At 64.0% G+C, this 18,477-nt stretch carries 13 protein-coding genes, 2 tRNA genes and 2 rRNA genes; 10 read left to right on the top strand and 7 right to left on the bottom strand.

What is annotated here, in order from left to right; genetic code table 11:
* The 5 genes from KY49_RS23625 to KY49_RS23605 form a co-directional block, all read right to left on the bottom strand.
* Positions 1–1,980 (bottom strand): 23S ribosomal RNA (locus KY49_RS23625); the annotation flags it as partial.
* A 277-nt stretch (positions 1,981–2,257) separates the two neighbouring features.
* Positions 2,258–2,333: transfer RNA gene (locus KY49_RS23620), tRNA-Ala, on the bottom strand.
* Between the two features lie 37 nt (positions 2,334–2,370).
* A tRNA-Ile gene (locus KY49_RS23615) sits at positions 2,371–2,447 on the bottom strand.
* Positions 2,448–2,510: 63 nt separating this feature from the next.
* Positions 2,511–4,041, bottom strand: a 16S ribosomal RNA gene (locus KY49_RS23610).
* Positions 4,042–4,574: 533 nt separating this feature from the next.
* A complete protein-coding gene (locus KY49_RS23605) occupies positions 4,575–5,834 on the bottom strand; it encodes an SGNH/GDSL hydrolase family protein (RefSeq protein ID WP_042586942.1) in 1,260 nt (419 codons plus the stop codon).
* 202 nt (positions 5,835–6,036) lie between these two features.
* Here KY49_RS23605 and paaA point away from each other — a divergent pair, with 202 nt between their 5' ends.
* The 8 genes from paaA (at position 6,037) to KY49_RS23565 (ending at position 12,307) form a co-directional block, all read left to right on the top strand.
* Entirely contained in the window at positions 6,037–7,035 is a 999-nt protein-coding gene (gene paaA, locus KY49_RS23600; protein WP_042586834.1) for a 1,2-phenylacetyl-CoA epoxidase subunit PaaA, read from the top strand.
* Between the two features lie 35 nt (positions 7,036–7,070).
* Positions 7,071–7,355 carry a 1,2-phenylacetyl-CoA epoxidase subunit PaaB gene (gene paaB, locus KY49_RS23595; protein ID WP_010092957.1) on the top strand — a complete coding sequence of 95 codons (285 nt, stop codon included), beginning with the start codon at positions 7,071–7,073 and terminating at the stop codon, positions 7,353–7,355.
* Positions 7,356–7,365: 10 nt separating this feature from the next.
* Positions 7,366–8,169 carry a 1,2-phenylacetyl-CoA epoxidase subunit PaaC gene (paaC, locus tag KY49_RS23590; protein WP_042586833.1) on the top strand — a complete coding sequence of 268 codons (804 nt, stop codon included), beginning with the start codon at positions 7,366–7,368 and terminating at the stop codon, positions 8,167–8,169.
* Between the two features lie 25 nt (positions 8,170–8,194).
* Positions 8,195–8,752: a 1,2-phenylacetyl-CoA epoxidase subunit PaaD gene (gene paaD, locus KY49_RS23585; RefSeq protein WP_042586832.1), complete on the top strand. Its 558-nt coding sequence runs from the start codon at positions 8,195–8,197 to the stop codon at positions 8,750–8,752.
* 1 nt (position 8,753) lies between these two features.
* Entirely contained in the window at positions 8,754–9,842 is a 1,089-nt protein-coding gene (gene paaE, locus KY49_RS23580; RefSeq protein ID WP_042586831.1) for a 1,2-phenylacetyl-CoA epoxidase subunit PaaE, read from the top strand.
* A 149-nt stretch (positions 9,843–9,991) separates the two neighbouring features.
* On the top strand, positions 9,992–10,801 hold the full coding sequence (locus KY49_RS23575; RefSeq protein ID WP_042586830.1) for a DUF1835 domain-containing protein: 810 nt from the start codon (positions 9,992–9,994) through the stop codon (positions 10,799–10,801).
* A gap of 15 nt (positions 10,802–10,816) precedes the next feature.
* Positions 10,817–11,422, top strand: a complete 606-nt coding sequence (locus tag KY49_RS23570; RefSeq protein WP_042586829.1) for a TetR/AcrR family transcriptional regulator — start codon at positions 10,817–10,819, stop codon at positions 11,420–11,422.
* Positions 11,423–11,656: 234 nt separating this feature from the next.
* Positions 11,657–12,307: a GNAT family N-acetyltransferase gene (locus KY49_RS23565; protein ID WP_042586828.1), complete on the top strand. Its 651-nt coding sequence runs from the start codon at positions 11,657–11,659 to the stop codon at positions 12,305–12,307.
* 66 nt (positions 12,308–12,373) lie between these two features.
* On the opposite strand, the gene KY49_RS23560 is transcribed toward KY49_RS23565, so the two are convergent.
* Complete coding sequence (locus KY49_RS23560; RefSeq protein WP_042586827.1) at positions 12,374–12,898, bottom strand: Lrp/AsnC family transcriptional regulator; 525 nt, start codon at positions 12,896–12,898, stop codon at positions 12,374–12,376.
* Positions 12,899–13,051: 153 nt separating this feature from the next.
* Here KY49_RS23560 and hppD point away from each other — a divergent pair, with 153 nt between their 5' ends.
* Positions 13,052–14,149, top strand: a complete 1,098-nt coding sequence (hppD, locus tag KY49_RS23555; RefSeq protein ID WP_042586826.1) for a 4-hydroxyphenylpyruvate dioxygenase — start codon at positions 13,052–13,054, stop codon at positions 14,147–14,149.
* 130 nt (positions 14,150–14,279) lie between these two features.
* Here hppD and KY49_RS23550 read toward each other — a convergent pair whose 3' ends face one another.
* Positions 14,280–14,474: a hypothetical protein gene (locus KY49_RS23550; protein ID WP_042586825.1), complete on the bottom strand. Its 195-nt coding sequence runs from the start codon at positions 14,472–14,474 to the stop codon at positions 14,280–14,282.
* Positions 14,475–14,792: 318 nt separating this feature from the next.
* Between KY49_RS23550 and KY49_RS23545 the strand changes: the two genes are divergently transcribed.
* Positions 14,793–18,383 carry an indolepyruvate ferredoxin oxidoreductase family protein gene (locus KY49_RS23545; RefSeq protein WP_042586824.1) on the top strand — a complete coding sequence of 1,197 codons (3,591 nt, stop codon included), beginning with the start codon at positions 14,793–14,795 and terminating at the stop codon, positions 18,381–18,383.
* The last annotated feature ends 94 nt before the right edge of the window (positions 18,384–18,477 follow it).

The following is an 18,477-nucleotide window of genomic DNA, read 5'->3' as shown; positions in this document are numbered from 1 at the left end:
CGGGAGGAGACAGTGTGGCCATCGTTACGCCATTCGTGCAGGTCGGAACTTACCCGACAAGGAATTTCGCTACCTTAGGACCGTTATAGTTACGGCCGCCGTTTACCGGGACTTCAATCAAGAGCTTGCACCCCATCATTTAATCTTCCGGCACCGGGCAGGCGTCACACCCTATACGTCCACTTTCGTGTTTGCAGAGTGCTGTGTTTTTATTAAACAGTCGCAGCCACCAGTTTATTGCAACCCCTTCACCCTCCTGGCGCAGGCCAGTCAAGCTACAAGGGCGTACCTTATCCCGAAGTTACGGTACCAATTTGCCGAGTTCCTTCTCCCGAGTTCTCTCAAGCGCCTTAGAATACTCATCTCGCCCACCTGTGTCGGTTTGCGGTACGGTCATCGTTAGACTGAAGCTTAGAGGCTTTTCTTGGAACCACTTCCAATTGCTTCGCTCCCGAGGGAGCTCGCGCCACACCCTTGAATCCTGCGCCCGGATTTGCCTAAGCGCCTTCTCCAATGCAGCGACCGGGACTTCCAACACCCGGACAACCTTCCGCGATCCGTCCCCCCATCGCATCTAACGACGGTGCAGGAATATTGACCTGCTTCCCATCAGCTACGCATTTCTGCCTCGCCTTAGGGGCCGACTCACCCTACGCCGATGAACGTTGCGTAGGAAACCTTGGGCTTACGGCGAGGGGGCCTTTCACCCCCTTTATCGCTACTCATGTCAGCATTCGCACTTCCGATACCTCCAGCACCCTTTACAAGGCACCTTCGCAGGCTTACGGAACGCTCTCCTACCATGCGAGACTAGCTCGCATCCGCAGCTTCGGTATATGGCTTAGCCCCGTTACATCTTCCGCGCAGGACGACTCGATCAGTGAGCTATTACGCTTTCTTTAAAGGGTGGCTGCTTCTAAGCCAACCTCCTGACTGTTTTAGCCTTCCCACTTCGTTTCCCACTTAGCCATATTTGGGGACCTTAGCTGGCGGTCTGGGTTGTTTCCCTCTTGACACCGGACGTTAGCACCCGATGTCTGTCTCCCGTGATTGCACTCTTCGGTATTCGGAGTTTGCTATGGCGGGGTAATCTGCAATAGACCCCCCAACCATGACAGTGCTCTACCCCCGAAGGTGAGACACGAGGCACTACCTAAATAGTTTTCGGAGAGAACCAGCTATTTCCAGGTTTGTTTAGCCTTTCACCCCTATCCACAGCTCATCCCCTAACTTTTCAACGTTAGTGGGTTCGGACCTCCAGTACGTGTTACCGCACCTTCATCCTGGCCATGGATAGATCACCTGGTTTCGGGTCTACGCCCAGCAACTGAACGCCCTATTCGGACTCGCTTTCGCTACGCCTGCCCTATACGGTTAAGCTTGCTACTGAACGTAAGTCGCTGACCCATTATACAAAAGGTACGCCGTCACCCCTTACGAGGCTCCGACTGTTTGTATGCATGCGGTTTCAGGATCTATTTCACTCCCCTCCCGGGGTTCTTTTCGCCTTTCCCTCACGGTACTGGTTCACTATCGGTCGATCACGAGTATTTAGCCTTGGAGGATGGTCCCCCCATCTTCAGACAGGATTTCACGTGTCCCGCCCTACTTGTCGCACACCTAGTTCTTTCATACTGTTTTCGCCTACAGGGCTATCACCTGCTATGGCCGCACTTTCCAGAGCGTTCGGCTAACAATACAAATAAAGAGTGCAAGGCTCATCCCATTTCGCTCGCCACTACTTTGGGAATCTCGGTTGATTTCTTTTCCTGCGGTTACTTAGATGTTTCAGTTCACCGCGTTCGCTTCACATGGCCTATGTATTCAGCCATGGATACTCCATAAGGAGTGGGTTTCCCCATTCGGACATCTACGGATCAAAGCTCGTTTGCCAGCTCCCCGTAGCTTTTCGCAGGCTACCGCGTCCTTCATCGCCTGTGATCGCCAAGGCATCCACCACATGCACTTGTTCGCTTGACCCTATAACGAGTCTGTCTCGTTACAGGTTGAGTTCTCGCGTTGTGCCGTATTCCAAATTGAGCCGAACATGAAGTTCGAATCATCTTGAGATACATCGATACAATCACAACCCGGATAGTTTCCACGTCCATCTCAAAGACGCTTCCGCTATCCAAATTACTTGCTTCTTCCAGATTGTTAAAGAACGACAGCCGATATGGTATTACTCATATCACTCTGACTGGCTCAATCGCCAATGGCAAAAGCTCGATCAAGTCGAACGCTTGTCATTGAAGATTGGTGGAGGCAGACGGGATCGAACCGACGACCCCCTGCTTGCAAAGCAGGTGCTCTCCCAGCTGAGCTATGCCCCCATGTGTACAGAGACTCTCAGGTTTCCACGTCAGACAATGGTGGGTCTGGTTGGATTCGAACCAACGACCCCCGCCTTATCAAGACGGTGCTCTAACCGACTGAGCTACAGACCCCTGAGTCTGTCCTGATTTACAGCCGATAAGCGTGAGCGCTCAACTTGTGCGAGATAGCTCTGGAAAGGAGGTGATCCAGCCGCACCTTCCGATACGGCTACCTTGTTACGACTTCACCCCAGTCATGAATCCTACCGTGGTGACCGTCCTCCTTGCGGTTAGACTAGCCACTTCTGGTAAAACCCACTCCCATGGTGTGACGGGCGGTGTGTACAAGACCCGGGAACGTATTCACCGCGGCATGCTGATCCGCGATTACTAGCGATTCCAGCTTCATGCACTCGAGTTGCAGAGTGCAATCCGGACTACGATCGGTTTTCTGGGATTGGCTCCCCCTCGCGGGTTGGCGACCCTCTGTTCCGACCATTGTATGACGTGTGAAGCCCTACCCATAAGGGCCATGAGGACTTGACGTCATCCCCACCTTCCTCCGGTTTGTCACCGGCAGTCTCCTTAGAGTGCTCTTGCGTAGCAACTAAGGACAAGGGTTGCGCTCGTTGCGGGACTTAACCCAACATCTCACGACACGAGCTGACGACAGCCATGCAGCACCTGTGCGCCGGTTCTCTTTCGAGCACTCCCGAATCTCTTCAGGATTCCGACCATGTCAAGGGTAGGTAAGGTTTTTCGCGTTGCATCGAATTAATCCACATCATCCACCGCTTGTGCGGGTCCCCGTCAATTCCTTTGAGTTTTAATCTTGCGACCGTACTCCCCAGGCGGTCAACTTCACGCGTTAGCTACGTTACTAAGGAAATGAATCCCCAACAACTAGTTGACATCGTTTAGGGCGTGGACTACCAGGGTATCTAATCCTGTTTGCTCCCCACGCTTTCGTGCATGAGCGTCAGTATTGGCCCAGGGGGCTGCCTTCGCCATCGGTATTCCTCCACATCTCTACGCATTTCACTGCTACACGTGGAATTCTACCCCCCTCTGCCATACTCTAGCCCGCCAGTCACCAATGCAGTTCCCAGGTTGAGCCCGGGGATTTCACATCGGTCTTAGCGAACCGCCTGCGCACGCTTTACGCCCAGTAATTCCGATTAACGCTCGCACCCTACGTATTACCGCGGCTGCTGGCACGTAGTTAGCCGGTGCTTATTCTTCCGGTACCGTCATCCCCCGATCGTATTAGGACCAGGGATTTCTTTCCGGACAAAAGTGCTTTACAACCCGAAGGCCTTCTTCACACACGCGGCATTGCTGGATCAGGCTTGCGCCCATTGTCCAAAATTCCCCACTGCTGCCTCCCGTAGGAGTCTGGGCCGTGTCTCAGTCCCAGTGTGGCTGGTCGTCCTCTCAGACCAGCTACTGATCGTCGCCTTGGTAGGCCTTTACCCCACCAACTAGCTAATCAGCCATCGGCCAACCCTATAGCGCGAGGCCCGAAGGTCCCCCGCTTTCATCCGTGGATCGTATGCGGTATTAATCCGGCTTTCGCCGGGCTATCCCCCACTACAGGACATGTTCCGATGTATTACTCACCCGTTCGCCACTCGCCACCAGGCCGAAGCCCGTGCTGCCGTTCGACTTGCATGTGTAAGGCATGCCGCCAGCGTTCAATCTGAGCCAGGATCAAACTCTTCAGTTCAAACCTGTTACTGTTTTCGGTTCCGTAGAACCGGTCGCTCACTCAAAGCTGACAGGAATATGAATTGCTTCATAAACCTGACTTACTTTAGTGTGAGACTCTTGATACTTTTGCTAATCCGATCTGACGATCGGCTCGCTGCCATCAAGCGCCCACACTTATCGGCTGTTAATTTTTAAAGAACGTGTCTGCGAGAAAACCGTCTTTCCCGGCAGCGCTGCGTTGTCAGCAGCAGAGAAGAGAGATTATGAACACTGTTTCGCAGTTCGTCAACAATTTTTTTGCTAGCTCGTTGCGACTGCGGGGTTCATCTGCTTCCCCTTCCGCGCCGCGTTGCCGTCAGCGCGAAAGAGGCGTGATTCTAGGCACCTCCCGCGTTCCGCGCAAGGGGTTTCGCGAAATAAATGTAAAAGCCCCCGTGCGCTGCCGCGCACGGGGGCTTTTACGCTGATGAATCGGGACGCGGTGGATGACGCTCAGCCGCGGCCTCCTTCCTTATATATAGCAAGAGAAGTGCACCGCTCCCGAGCCCCTCACTTCCCAGCAACCGCCGCCTGCAGCCGCTCGACCGGCACCGCATCCGCCATCGCCGCATAGCCTGCATCGCTCGGATGAATGCCGTCGCCGCTATCGTAGCGACGCAGCAGCACGTTCGGGCGCGCCGGATCGCGCAGCGCCTCGTCGAAATCGACGACACCGTCGAACGCCCCGCCGCTCCGGATCCAGCGATTCACTTCCAGCCGGATCGCTTCGCGCTCGGCCGGCAGCGCCGCCGGCGTGAGCGTCGCGCCGAAGATCCTCACGCCCCGGCGATGCGCGGCATCGATCAGCCGGCGATAGCCGTCGATCAGCGACGCCGCGGTCACCTGCGTATGCGGATGATCGCAATCGAGACCGGCGCGAGGCGGCATCGTTGCAAAGTTGATGTCGTTGATGCCGATCAGCACGATCGCCGCCTTCACCCCCGAGCGCGATAGCGCGTCACGCTCGAAGCGGGATTGCAGCGACGTGCCGTAGCAGGCCGAATCACTGAGCAGCCGGTTGCCGCTGATGCCCAGATTCACCACACCGACCGCGTCCGACTCCGCCAGCCGGCGCGCCAGCGCGTCCGGCCAGCGGCGGTTCCGGTTCAGGCTCGAGCACAGCCCGTCGGTGATCGAATCGCCGATCGCCGCGACGCTCGCACGCGCCGCCCCGGCCTCGACCGCGAGCTCCGTCACCCACGCATATTGGGTAAACCGCGTTCGGAACGCGGCGGCGCCGGCATCTTTCGTGTGATCTCCGGGCCCCGATACGTAATTGACCTGGTTCGATACGCGATGCCAGACCGTCATCCGCTGACGCGCTCCCATATACAGGCTGACCGCATAAGGCCGACCGGTCGCCACGTCGATCGTCACCGGATCGCTTTCGATTTCCTGCCCCGGCGCCAGCGTCACCGACGCCCGCCCACCGAACCGCACCGCAACGGGCACACCGTCCGCCAACGCCGCGCCGTCGCCGGCCCGCGCCAGACTCGCCGACTCGACGACCAGCGGCACACTGCCGTACATATTGCTCAGCCGAATCCGCGCCGCCCGGCCCGCCACCGTCGGGTAGACGATCTGCCGGACCGTCCGGCCAGCCACGTCGGGCGCGCGATAAAGCGGCGGCGGCGAAGCCAGATCAGGAATCGGCTGCAACGCGGTGGCCCAGGCGGCAACCCACCCCGCCTGCGCAGCGCCGGCGGCCAGCGGCGACAGGAGAACGGACGCGCCCAGCGCGACCGCGGCAAGACTGCTGCGAAATGACATCGGCAAGATCCTCATCGGAAAGCGGGCATTGTGCCGCAGATGCGGTTCGGCACCGCGCGCCGCCACTCGTTCCCCATCAGCACGCTTTCGCCCCCGTCCTGTCGTTTACCCGCATCACACGCGATATCGCCCAAATAATTTATTAACCGACCGGTCGGTTGGTTTATACTTCGCACACATTCAACCGGACGAGAGCCTCGCCATGTACACGCAATCCCTCGACATCCCCGGCAATGTCGCCCCGCTCGACGCCGCCGCCGAGTCGCCCGAGCAGGCGCGGTTCGACGCGGTCATGGCCGCGGACGGCAAGATCGAGCCGCAGGACTGGATGCCCGACGCCTATCGCAAGACGCTGATCCGCCAGATTTCGCAGCACGCGCACTCGGAAGTCGTCGGCATGCTGCCGGAAGGCAACTGGATCTCGCGAGCGCCGAGCCTCAAACGCAAGGCGATCCTGCTCGCGAAAGTGCAGGACGAAGCCGGCCACGGTCTCTATCTGTACAGCGCGGCCGAAACGCTCGGCGTGTCGCGCGACGCGCTGATCGACGCGCTGCACGCCGGCAAGGCGAAATACTCGAGCATCTTCAACTACCCGACGCCGACCTGGGCGGACGTCGGCGTGATCGGCTGGCTCGTCGACGGCGCCGCGATCATGAACCAGATCCCGCTGTGCCGCTGCACGTACGGCCCGTATGCGCGCGCGATGATCCGCGTATGCAAGGAGGAGTCGTTCCACCAGCGCCAGGGCTTCGACGCGCTGCTGACGATGATGAAGGGCTCCGATGCGCAGCGCGCGATGGTCCAGCAGGCGGTGAACCGCTGGTGGTGGCCGGTGCTGATGATGTTCGGTCCGAGCGATGCCGACTCCGTCCACAGCAACCAGTCGGCCAAATGGGGCATCAAGCGGATCACGAACGACGACCTGCGGCAGAAATTCGTCGATGCGACCGTCGAGCAGGCGAAGGTGCTCGGCGTGACGCTGCCCGATCCCGACCTGAAATGGAACGAGGCGCGTGGCCATTACGACTACGGCGCGATCGACTGGGACGAATTCTGGCGCGTCGTCAACGGCGACGGGCCGTGCAACCGGGAGCGCCTCGCGACCCGCGTGAAGGCGCACGACGACGGCGCGTGGGTGCGCGAAGCCGCGCTCGCGCACGAAGCGAAGCGCCGCGCCCGCGCGGAACATCAAGCCGCCTGAGCGGCAACCATCGAATTCAGCTTCAGGAGAGAGTGATGAACAAGGAATGGCCGATCTGGGAAGTGTTCGTGCGCAGCAAGCAGGGCCTCGACCACAAGCATTGCGGCAGCCTGCACGCCGCCGACGCGTCGATGGCGCTGCGCATGGCGCGCGACGTCTACACGCGCCGCCAGGAAGGCGTGAGCATCTGGGTGGTGCCGTCGTCGGCGATCACCGCGTCGGATCCGAACGAGAAGGCCGAGCTGTTCGAGCCGGCGGGCGACAAGATCTATCGCCACCCGACGTTCTACACGCTGCCCGATGAAGTCAACCACATGTAACGCCCGCGCCATGACGATCACGCCCGAACACCTCTGCTACGTGCTGCGCCTCGCGGACAACGCGCTGATCCTCGGTCAGCGCAACGCCGAATGGTGCGGTCACGGCCCGATTCTCGAAGAAGACATCGCGCTGACCAACATGAGCCTCGACCTCATCGGCCAGGCGCGGATGCTGTATACGCACGCAGCCGACCTCGAACGCCAGCTCAACGGCGCGGCGAAGACCGAGGACGACTACGCGTACTTCCGCACCGAACGCGAGTTCGCGAACTTCACGCTCGCCGAGCTGCCGCATTACGGCCCGGTGTCGGGCACCGCGCACGCCGACAAGGACTACGCGGTGACGATCGTGCGCAATTTCCTCTACGCGGCGCTGATGCTGCACATGTGGAGCGCGCTCGAAACGTCGGAAGACGCGACGCTGGCCGCCATCGCGGCGAAATCGGTGAAGGAGACCCGCTATCACCTGCACCACGCACGCGAGTGGCTGGTGCGGCTCGGCGACGGCACCGACGAGTCGCACCGCCGCGCGCAGGCCGCGCTCGATTACCTGACCCCGTATACACGCGAGTTCTTCGCGGCGGACCAGGTGGACGACGCGATCGCCGCGCGGCGCATCGGCCCGGCGCCGGCCGCCCTCGAAACCGCGTGGCGCGCCGACGTCGACGACGCGCTCGCCGACGCGACGCTGACGCTGCCGGCGCCCGTCCAGCACATCACCACCGGCAAGCAGGGCGAGCACTCGGAGCACATGGGCTACCTGCTCGCCGAAATGCAGAGCCTCGCGCGACAGCATCCGGGCGCGACCTGGTAACGCGCACGTCAAACGGAGCCTCGCGATGTCCGCCTCATCCGCCTTCGCCGCCTCACCCGCCCCGCACCACGCCGATCCGCTGCTCGCGCGGGCGTGGGAAGTGCTGGAGGCCGTGCCCGATCCGGAAATCCCGGTCGTGTCGATCCGCGAGCTGGGCATCCTGCGCGACGTCCGGCGCGCGGACGACGGCCAGCTCGAGGTCGTGATCACCCCGACCTACTCGGGCTGCCCCGCGATGTCGCAGATCGCCGAGGACATCGCGGCCGCGATGCAGCAGGCCGGCCTGCCGCCGCACCGCGTCGAGACCGTGCTCGCGCCCGCATGGACGACCGACTGGATCACGCAGGAAGCGCGCGACAAGCTGCGCGCCTACGGGATCGCGCCGCCGGTCGGCCAGTGCGGCAGCGCCGCGCCGCGCGAGAACGTCGTTCGCTTCGTGCCGCGGCCGGTCGCGGCGCCCGTCTGCCCGCGCTGCGGCTCCGCGCGCACCGAGCGGCTCGCGCAATTCGCGTCGACCGCCTGCAAGGCGCTGTATCGCTGCGTCGACTGCCGCGAACCCTTCGACTACTTCAAACCTTATTAATATGGCGACCCCGCAATTCCATCCGCTGCGTATCCGCGACGTGCGGCCCGAGACCGCCGACGCCGTGACCGTCTCCTTCGAGATCCCGCCCGAGCTGCGCGATGCATACCGCTTCACGCAAGGCCAGTTCGTCACGCTGAAGACCCATATCGACGGCGAGGAGACGCGCCGCTCGTATTCGATCTGTGTCGGCACGACCGACTACGACCGCGACGGCGAATTGCGCATCGGCATCAAGCGCGTGCGCGGCGGGCGCTTCTCGAACTTCGCGTTCGATACGCTGAAGCCCGGCCACACGATCGACGTGATGACGCCCGACGGCCGCTTCTTCACGCACCTGAACGCGGAGCACGGCAAGCAGTACGTCGCGTTCTCCGGCGGCTCCGGGATCACGCCGGTGCTCGCGATCATCAAGACGACGCTCGAGCTCGAGCCGCGCAGCACGTTCACGCTGATCTACGGAAACCGCAGCGTCGACACGATCATGTTCGCGGAGGAGCTCGAGGACCTGAAGAACCGCTACATGAACCGCTTCGTGCTGTATCACGTGCTGTCCGACGACCTCCAGGACGTCGAGCTGTTCAACGGCGTGCTCGACCAGGCGAAGTGCGCGGCGTTCCTCGACACGCTGGTGCCGGCCGACTCGATCGACGAGGCGTTCATCTGCGGCCCCGCGCCGATGATGGACGCCGCGGAGGCCGCGCTGAAGGCGGCCGGCGTGCCGCAGGCGAAGGTCCACGTCGAGCGCTTCGGCACGCCGCTGCCGCAGGCCGGCGTACCGGCCGTCGAGATCACCGACGCGACGCCCGCCGCCGACCTCGAAATCGTCCTCGACGGCAAGACGCGCAAGCTGCGGCTGCCGTACGAAGGCGTGAGCCTGCTCGACGTCGGCCTGCGCGCCGGCCTCGCGCTGCCGTATGCGTGCAAGGGCGGCGTGTGCTGCACGTGCCGCGCAAAGGTGCTCGAAGGCGAGGTGCGGATGGAGAAGAATTACACGCTCGAAGAGCGCGAGGTGAAGGACGGCTTCGTGCTCACCTGCCAGTGCCATCCGGTCAGCGACAAGGTCGTGGTCAGCTACGACGAACGCTGAGCGAGCGGCATGGCGCCGGGTCCGCGACCGGGTGTCGCCCGCTCGCCGGTTTCTCGCCGTCACACAACTCGCTTACACTAGGGGCCGCCCGCCGGCCGGACGATGCAAGTCCGGCCGGCCGGCGGTTCTCTTTTGTTGACGACAGGCCGATGAGTACCATTCACGTGATTCAGGGCGGCAGCGCCGCCGCGTCGCTCAGCGAGGCGCTCGCCCAGGCGGGGCGCGACGAGCGCGTCGTCGGATTGCTCGACGACCTGGCCGTCGGGCCGCTCAAGGGCGTCGACGAGACGCCGGAGACCCGCGCCGCGTTCTGGCAACGCGTGCTCGGCGACCAGATTCCCGACTGGAAGGCGGAAGTCGAGCGCGAATTCGCGCGCCTCGACCTGCTCGCGATGGACACCGGCCAGGTGGTCGTCTGGCATGCGCCGAGCGTCGGCGACAAGCTGCTGCTGCGGCGTGTCGCCTACCATCTGCGCAACGTGCCGCAGCGCCTGAACGAGGTGCGGCTGTCGGAGGCCGATCTCGGCGCGGCGTCGACGCGCGCCGACCGCGCGTGCGCGACCGGCATGTTCTCCCCGGCGCAGCTGCTCGCCAAGCTGCCCGAAGCCGCCCCGATCTCGGTGCTGCGCATCGGCCGGCTCGCGCTCGAATGGCAGGAAGCCAAGCATCTGGACGCCGAACTCCGCTACTGGGTCAGCAACACGATCAAGAGCGGCCACTACGGCGACCTCGATGCGCTGATCCTCGCACATGCGGAGAACGGCTGGCTGCCGGCGCGGCGTCTCGCCGGCGGCGTGATGGCCGACGCGGATCGCGGCGGGCTGTTCGTCAGCGATTCGATCGCGCTGTGGCGCTGCCGCGAACTCGCCGCCGCCGGCCGCCTCGAGCTGCTGGACGACACCACCGACCTCCATTCCACGCAGGTGCGCGCAGCCCGCGCCACCGCGACGCAACGCTAATCCCCGCATTCGACCATGGCCCGCACCCGAGCCCCCGATCACGAATCCCAGCGCGAGCAGATCCTCGATCTCGCCGCCGAAAAGTTCGCGCAAACGAGCTACCCGAGCACGTCGATGTCCGACCTTGCCACCGCAAGCGGCACGTCGAAGGCGCGGCTCTATCACTACTACGAAAGCAAGGAAGCGATCCTGTTCGACCTGCTCGACCGCTACACGAAGCGGCTGATGCTGATCATCGCCGAGGTCGAAGGCACCAGCCAGCGGCGCGGCCTCACCGAGCGCGAGGCGTTCGCGGAGCTCGTGCGCGCGTTCCTCGGCGAATACGAGACGTCGCACAGCCGCCACGTCGCGCTGCTCAACGACGTGAAGTACCTCGAGGACGCGCAGCGCGAGATCGTGCTGGATCGCCAGCGCGACATCGTCGCGGCCTTCGCGCGCCAGCTCGCGCGCGCGTATCCGGAGCGGATCTCGAAGGAAAACCAGACCTCGGTCACGATGATGGTGTTCGGAATGATCAACTGGACGTTCACGTGGCTCAAGCCGGGCGGGCGCCTCGGCTACCGCGACTTCGCCGAGCAAGTGATCGACATGATCGAGCGCGGAATGTCTTCGGCGGCCTGATTGCCGCAAAGCAGCAAGCGTTGCGTGGCGGAAACACTGCGACACCCCGCCGCAAATTTCATATGATGAATTTTTTAGTCATTAAAAATCAAACAGTTGCGCGCTTAATTAAGCGAATTTAGAACGCCCCCTCCAAAACAAGTACGGGTTTTCCCCAATCCGGGGGCCTGCTGTCGGGTAAAATGCTGCTGCATTGCACAACCCGCAGTACGGTCACACATTGAGGAACCCACGATGAACACGCATATCCACGGCGGCCCGGCCGATGTCGTCGGCACCGCCGGTGCTGCGCCGGTTCTCGTCAGGGAACTGGCTTCCAAAGACCGTGAGCAGATGCTCACCCACTTTCTCTCGCTCGACGAGGACGATCGCCTGCTGCGCTTCGGCCAGGTGGTGCCCGACCACGTGATCGAGAACTATGTCCGCACGATCGATTTCGGCCGCGACACCGTGTTCGGCGTGTTCGATCATGCACTGGAACTGATCGGCGTCGGCCACCTGGCCTACCTGCCCGCCGAGGGCGACAAGCGCACCGCCGAATTCGGCGTGTCGGTGCTCGAAAGCGCGCGCGGCCGCGGCGTCGGCTCGAAGCTGTTCGAGCGCGCGGCGATCCGCAGCCGCAACACGCACGTGACGATGCTGTACATGCATTGCCTGTCGCGCAACGCGACGATGATGCACATCGCGAAGAAGTCCGGGATGCGGATCGAGTACGCGTACGGCGAAGCCGATGCGTACCTGTCGCTGCCGCCCGCCGACCACTCGACGATCATCGCCGAGATGCTGCAGGAACAGGCCGCGGTGTTCGACTACGCGCTCAAGCGCCAGGCGCATCGCACGTCGAAGTTCATCGAATCGCTGATGCCCGCCGCACTGACGGCCTGACATCGGCCGACCGGGCCCGCCGACGCGGCGCGCCCGGTCGCGCTTCCCATCTTCCGATCGCGCCCCCTACCGGATCGACCGGATCGGCAGCGCCGTCGTCTCCTTGAAGCATTCGAGCGAGAAGCTCGTCTTCACGTCGATCACCGACGGATGGTGCAGCAGCTGCTCCTGCACGAAGCGGGAGAAGTGCGCCATGTCCTCGACCTGCACCCGCAGCAGGTAATCCATGTCCCCCGTCATCGCATGGCAGGCGACCACCTCCGGCCAGGTCTGCACCGCCGCGCGGAACAGCTCCGCATGCGTCGCGCCGGCGCGCGCCGGCGTCTCGTCCGCGCGGACCGGCGCGAGCCCGCCCCGCTTCTCGAGCCGTACGCTGACGTATGCGAGCAGGTCTAGCCCGAGCTTCTGCGGATCGAGCAGCGCAACGTAGCCGGTGATCACGCCGGCCTCCTCGAGCCGCCGGATCCGCCGCAGGCACGGGCTCGGCGACAGGTTCACGCGCTCGGCAATCTCCTGGTTCGACAGGCGGCCGTTCTCCTGAAGAATCGCGAGAATCCGCCGATCGATGGCATCCAATTCCACTTGCGCCATCTTCTGCCTCCCAAGCATGAATTCAAGACTGGAAATTGCGCCATCGTAGTCAGCCGCGCTCAAGTTCGCAAGTTTCCGCCTCCCCTCGCCCGCTACACTTTGTCGCACACATCGATTCAACACGCGCGTCGCGGCGCGCCTCCGGAGACAAGCATGCAGATCCCCACCTGGGACAACCCCGTCGGCACCGACGGCTTCGAATTCATCGAGTACACCGCGCCGGACCCGAAGGCGCTCGGCCAGCTGTTCGAGCGGATGGGCTTCACCGCGATCGCGCGCCATCGCCACAAGGACGTGACGGTGTACCGCCAGGGCGACATCAACTTCATCATCAATGCGGAGCCGGATTCGTTCGCGCAGCGCTTCGCGCGCCTGCACGGCCCGTCGATCTGCGCGATCGCATTCCGCGTGCAGGACGCCGCGAAGGCCTACCGGCAGGCGCTCGAACTCGGCGCATGGGGCTTCGACAACAAGACCGGCCCGATGGAGCTGAACATCCCGGCGATCAAGGGCATCGGCGATTCGCTGATCTACTTCGTCGACCGCTGGCGCGGCAAGAACGGCGCGCAGCCGGGCGCGATCGGCGACATCAGCATCTATGACGTCGACTTCGAGCCGATTCCCGGCGCGAACCCGAACCCGGTCGGCCACGGCCTCACCTACATCGACCACCTGACGCACAACGTGCACCGCGGCCGCATGCAGGAATGGGCGGAGTTCTACGAGCGCCTGTTCAACTTCCGCGAAGTGCGCTACTTCGACATCGAAGGCAAGGTGACCGGCGTGAAGTCGAAGGCGATGACGTCGCCGTGCGGCAAGATCCGCATCCCGATCAACGAGGAAGGCTCGGAAACGGCCGGCCAGATCCAGGAATACCTGGACGCGTACCACGGCGAAGGCATCCAGCACATCGCGCTCGGCGCATCGGACATCTATCGCGCGGTCGACGGCCTGCGCAGCAAGGAAGTGAAGCTGCTCGACACGATCGACACGTACTACGAGCTCGTCGACCGCCGCGTGCCGAACCACGGCGAGCCGCTGGACGAACTGAAGAAGCGCAAGATCCTGATCGACGGCGCGCGCGACGACCTGCTGCTGCAGATCTTCACCGAGAACCAGATCGGGCCGATCTTCTTCGAGATCATCCAGCGCAAGGGCAACCAGGGCTTCGGCGAAGGCAACTTCAAGGCGCTGTTCGAATCGATCGAGCTCGACCAGATCCGCCGCGGCGTCGTGCAGGACAAGGCCTGACGCGCGCGGCGCGGCACGCCCGGCGGCAGCGGGCGTGCGCCGGCGCAAAAAGAAAGGGCGGGAATCCCGGGATTCCCGCCCTTTTTTCATCGGCTTTCATCGACGCGGCCGGTGCGGCCGCCCGGCCGGATCAATGCGCATTCGCCCCCGGCGCGACCAGGCGCACGCCCGACGGCTGCACATCGGCGTGCCGCGCGGGCGCGATCCGGCTCATCTGCGCGCCCGCTGCCGCCAGTGCGCTCGCGCCTTGCGCGCGCACCGGGCCGGTCATCGCGAAAAACGCGGCGGACACGATCAGGAAACTCTGGATATGACGTGTGTTCATTGGTACCTCCTGTTGAACTGCCGGCGCCTCCCCGCTTTCGTCATGACAATCGACGCCGGCGGGCACCTCCGACAGGCCGCCCAGATTAACGGCAAGTGCCGGACGATGTGCGCGGCTTTACATGCTTTTACATGCTGTAACGCGTAAAACGTGCTCACAGCCGGGCCGACACGGCAATTTTGACGACGAGCGGCGGGTTTTTCCCAGTGCTACCATCGCCTGAAACCGGCCAATATGCCGGCCACTGCCGACGTGTTCACAAGACGCCGACGCAATCGAAGTTTTGGCGATCCCAGACTGGGTGGAGGAGACTCATCAATGAATGCCCCGCTAGACGCAGGCCAACGCGCGTCCCTAGAAGCCGCGCTGAAGTCCGTCACGCTTGACGACAAATACACCCTCGAACGCGGTCGCGCGTACATGAGCGGCATCCAGGCGCTGGTGCGCCTGCCGATGCTCCAGCAGGAACGCGATCGCGCCGCCGGCCTCAACACCGCCGGCTTCATCTCCGGTTATCGCGGCTCGCCGCTCGGCGGCCTCGACCAGTCGCTGTGGAAGGCCAAGAAGCACCTGTCTTCCCACCAGATCGTTTTCCAGCCCGGTCTCAACGAAGATCTCGCCGCCACCGCCGTGTGGGGCTCGCAGCAGGTGAACCTGTACCCCGGCGCGAAGTACGACGGCGTGTTCGGCATGTGGTACGGCAAGGGCCCGGGCGTCGACCGCACCGGCGACGTGTTCAAGCACGCGAACTCGGCCGGCTCGTCGCAGCACGGCGGCGTGCTCGTCCTCGCCGGCGACGACCACGCGGCGAAATCGTCGACGCTCGCGCACCAGTCCGAGCACATCTTCAAGGCCTGCGGCCTGCCGGTGCTGTTCCCGTCGAACGTGCAGGAATACCTGGACTTCGGCCTGCACGGCTGGGCGATGAGCCGCTACTCGGGCCTCTGGGTCGCGCTCAAGTGCGTGACCGACGTGGTCGAATCGTCGGCATCGGTCGACATCGACCCGCATCGCACCGAGATCGTGCTGCCGTCGGACTTCATCATGCCGGACGGCGGCCTCAACATCCGCTGGCCCGACCCGCCGCTCGTGCAGGAAGCGCGCCTGCTCGACTACAAGTGGTACGCAGCGCTCGCCTACGTGCGCGCCAACAAGCTCGACCGCATCGAGATCGACTCGCCGCACGCGCGCTTCGGCATCATGACGGGCGGCAAGGCGTACCTCGACGTGCGCCAGGCGCTGACCGACCTCGGCCTCGACGACGAGACCTGCGCGCGCATCGGCATCCGCCTGTACAAGGTCGGCTGCGTGTGGCCGCTCGAAGCGCAGGGCGCGCAGGCGTTCGCGCGCGGGCTCGACGAGATCCTCGTCGTCGAGGAAAAGCGCCAGATCCTCGAATACGCGATCAAGGAAGAGCTGTACAACTGGCCGGACGCGCAGCGTCCGCGCGTGTTCGGCAAGTTCGACGAGAAGGACGGCGCCGGCGGCGAATGGTCGGTGCCGATGGGCAACTGGCTGCTGCCCGCGCACTACGAGCTGTCGCCCGCGATCATCGCGAAGGCGATCGCGACGCGCCTCGAGAAATTCGAGCTGCCGTCCGACGTGCGCGCGCGCATCGCCGCGCGGCTCGCGGTGATCCACGCGAAGGAAACCGCGCTCGCGAAGCCGCACGTGACGACCGAGCGCAAGCCGTGGTTCTGCTCGGGTTGCCCGCACAACACGTCGACCAACGTGCCGGACGGCTCGCGCGCGATCGCGGGGATCGGCTGCCACTACATGACCGTGTGGATGGACCGCAACACGAGCACCTTCAGCCAGATGGGCGGCGAAGGCGTGCCGTGGATCGGCCAGGCGCCGTTCACGAACGAGAAGCACGTGTTCGCGAACCTCGGCGACGGCACCTACTTCCACTCGGGCCTGCTCGCGGTGCGCGCGGCGATCTCGTCGAAGGCGAACATCACGTACAAGATCCTGTACAACGACGCGGTCGCGATGACGGGCGGCCAGCCGGTCGACGGCGTGCTGACGGTGCCGCAGATCACGCACCAGCTCGCGTCGGAAGGCGCGAAGAAGATCGTGATCGTCACCGACGAGCCCGAGAAGTACGAAGGCCAGACGTCGCTGCTCGCGCCGGGCGTGACGATCCATCACCGCGACCAGCTCGACGACGTGCAGCGCGAGCTGCGCGAGATCGAAGGCACGACGATCCTCGTCTACGACCAGACCTGCGCGACCGAAAAGCGCCGCCGCCGCAAGCGCGGCGCGTATCCGGACCCGGCCAAGCGCGTCGTGATCAACGACGCGGTGTGCGAAGGCTGCGGCGACTGCTCCGTGCAGTCGAACTGCCTGTCAGTCGAGCCGCTGGAAACCGAATTCGGCACGAAGCGCCAGATCAACCAGTCGACCTGCAACAAGGACTTCTCGTGCGTGAAGGGCTTCTGCCCGAGCTTCGTGACGGTCGAGGGCGGCCAGTTGAAGAAGCCGAAGGCCGTGTCGGTGGACGGCAGCGCGCTGCCGCCGATCCCGGAGCCGGCGCTGCCGGCGATCGACCGCGCGTACGGCGTGCTCGTCACGGGCGTCGGCGGCACGGGCGTCGTCACGATCGGCGCGCTGCTCGGGATGGCCGCGCACCTGGAGAACAAGGGCGTGACCGTGCTCGACGTCACCGGCCTCGCGCAGAAGGGCGGCGCGGTGATGAGCCACGTGCAGATCTCGCACGCGCCGACCGACATCCACGCGACGCGGATCGCGATGGGCGAAGCGGATCTCGTGATCGGCTGCGACGCGCTCGTCACGGCCGGCGACGAATGCACGTCGCGGATGCGGCACAACGCGACGCGCGTGGTCGTCAACAGCGCGAAGACGCCGACCGCCGAGTTCATCAAGAACCCGAACTGGTCGTTCCCGGGCCTGTCGGCCGAGCAGGACATCCGCGCGGCCGCGGGCGACGCGGTCGATCTCGTCGACGCGAACCACTTTGCGGTCGCGCTGCTCGGCGACGCGATCTACACGAACCCGTTCGTGCTCGGCTACGCGTGGCAGAAGGGCTGGCTGCCGCTCACGCTCGCGTCGCTCGAGCGCGCGATCGAGCTGAACGCCGTGCAGGTCGACAAGAACCGTGCGGCGTTCGACTGGGGCCGCCGCGCCGCACATGACCTCGCGAGCGTGCAGCAGGCCGCGACCGGCGGCGCGCGCGCCGAGCAAGCCGGTGCGACGGTGATCGCGCTGCACACGAAGAAGTCGGTGGACGCGCTGATCGCGAAGCGGGTCGAGTTCCTCGCCGCGTACCAGAACGCGGCCTACGGGGCGCGCTACGCGGCGTTCGTCGAGCGCGTGCGCGCCGCCGAGCGCGCGCTGGCCGACGGCGATGCGCAGGAGCCGCTGACCGAGGCGGTCGCGCGCAACCTGTTCAAGCTGATGGCGTACAAGGACGAATACGAGGTTGCACGGCTGCAGTCCGATCCGGCGTTCCTCGCGCGCCTGTCCGCGCAGTTCGAAGGCGACTGGAAGCTGAAATTCCACCTCGCGCCGCCGCTGTTCGCGAAGAAGGACGCGCATGGCCATCTGCTGAAGAAGGCGTACGGCCCGTGGATGATGCCGGCGTTCCGGATGCTCGCGAAGCTGAAGTTCCTGCGCGGCACCGGCCTCGATCCGTTCGGCCGCACCGAGGAGCGTCGCACCGAGCGTGCGCTGATCGGCGAGTACGAAGCGCTGATCGGCGAAGTCGTCGGCAAGCTGACGGCCGCGAACCGCCCGCTCGCGCTCGAGTTGGCCGCGCTGCCGGACGGCATTCGCGGCTATGGCCACGTGAAGGAGAACAACCTGCGCGCGGTTCGCACGAAGTGGAACACGCTGCTCGCGCAGTGGCGCTCGCCGACGGGCGGCCAGAGCCGGCAGCAGGTCGCCTGACGGGGCGCGGGGCCGGCGTTCGCGGTTCGAACGCCGGCCGCCGCTTGCTTATAGCCCAAAGAAAGAACGCCACGGAACCCGGGTTCCGTGGCGT

The sequence above is a fragment of the Burkholderia sp. MSHR3999 genome, assembly GCF_000833595.1.
In the GTDB taxonomy this organism is placed as follows: Bacteria; Pseudomonadota; Gammaproteobacteria; order Burkholderiales; family Burkholderiaceae; genus Burkholderia; species Burkholderia ubonensis.
This window is presented reverse-complemented; position numbering and strand designations above follow the sequence as displayed.

Excerpts from the sequence above, each read along its gene's own strand:
- KY49_RS23545 (WP_042586824.1), top strand. The coding sequence starts at position 14,793 with ATGAATGCCCCGCTAGACGCAGGCCAACGCGCGTCCCTAGAAGCCGCG.
- KY49_RS23565 (WP_042586828.1), top strand. The coding sequence starts at position 11,657 with ATGAACACGCATATCCACGGCGGCCCGGCCGATGTCGTCGGCACCGCC.
- paaE (WP_042586831.1), top strand. The coding sequence starts at position 8,754 with ATGGCGACCCCGCAATTCCATCCGCTGCGTATCCGCGACGTGCGGCCC.
- KY49_RS23605 (WP_042586942.1), bottom strand. The coding sequence starts at position 5,834 with ATGTCATTTCGCAGCAGTCTTGCCGCGGTCGCGCTGGGCGCGTCCGTT.
- paaB (WP_010092957.1), top strand. The coding sequence starts at position 7,071 with ATGAACAAGGAATGGCCGATCTGGGAAGTGTTCGTGCGCAGCAAGCAG.
- paaC (WP_042586833.1), top strand. The coding sequence starts at position 7,366 with ATGACGATCACGCCCGAACACCTCTGCTACGTGCTGCGCCTCGCGGAC.
- KY49_RS23575 (WP_042586830.1), top strand. The coding sequence starts at position 9,992 with ATGAGTACCATTCACGTGATTCAGGGCGGCAGCGCCGCCGCGTCGCTC.
- hppD (WP_042586826.1), top strand. The coding sequence starts at position 13,052 with ATGCAGATCCCCACCTGGGACAACCCCGTCGGCACCGACGGCTTCGAA.
- KY49_RS23560 (WP_042586827.1), bottom strand. The coding sequence starts at position 12,898 with ATGGCGCAAGTGGAATTGGATGCCATCGATCGGCGGATTCTCGCGATT.
- paaD (WP_042586832.1), top strand. The coding sequence starts at position 8,195 with ATGTCCGCCTCATCCGCCTTCGCCGCCTCACCCGCCCCGCACCACGCC.
- paaA (WP_042586834.1), top strand. The coding sequence starts at position 6,037 with ATGTACACGCAATCCCTCGACATCCCCGGCAATGTCGCCCCGCTCGAC.
- KY49_RS23570 (WP_042586829.1), top strand. The coding sequence starts at position 10,817 with ATGGCCCGCACCCGAGCCCCCGATCACGAATCCCAGCGCGAGCAGATC.
- KY49_RS23550 (WP_042586825.1), bottom strand. The coding sequence starts at position 14,474 with ATGAACACACGTCATATCCAGAGTTTCCTGATCGTGTCCGCCGCGTTT.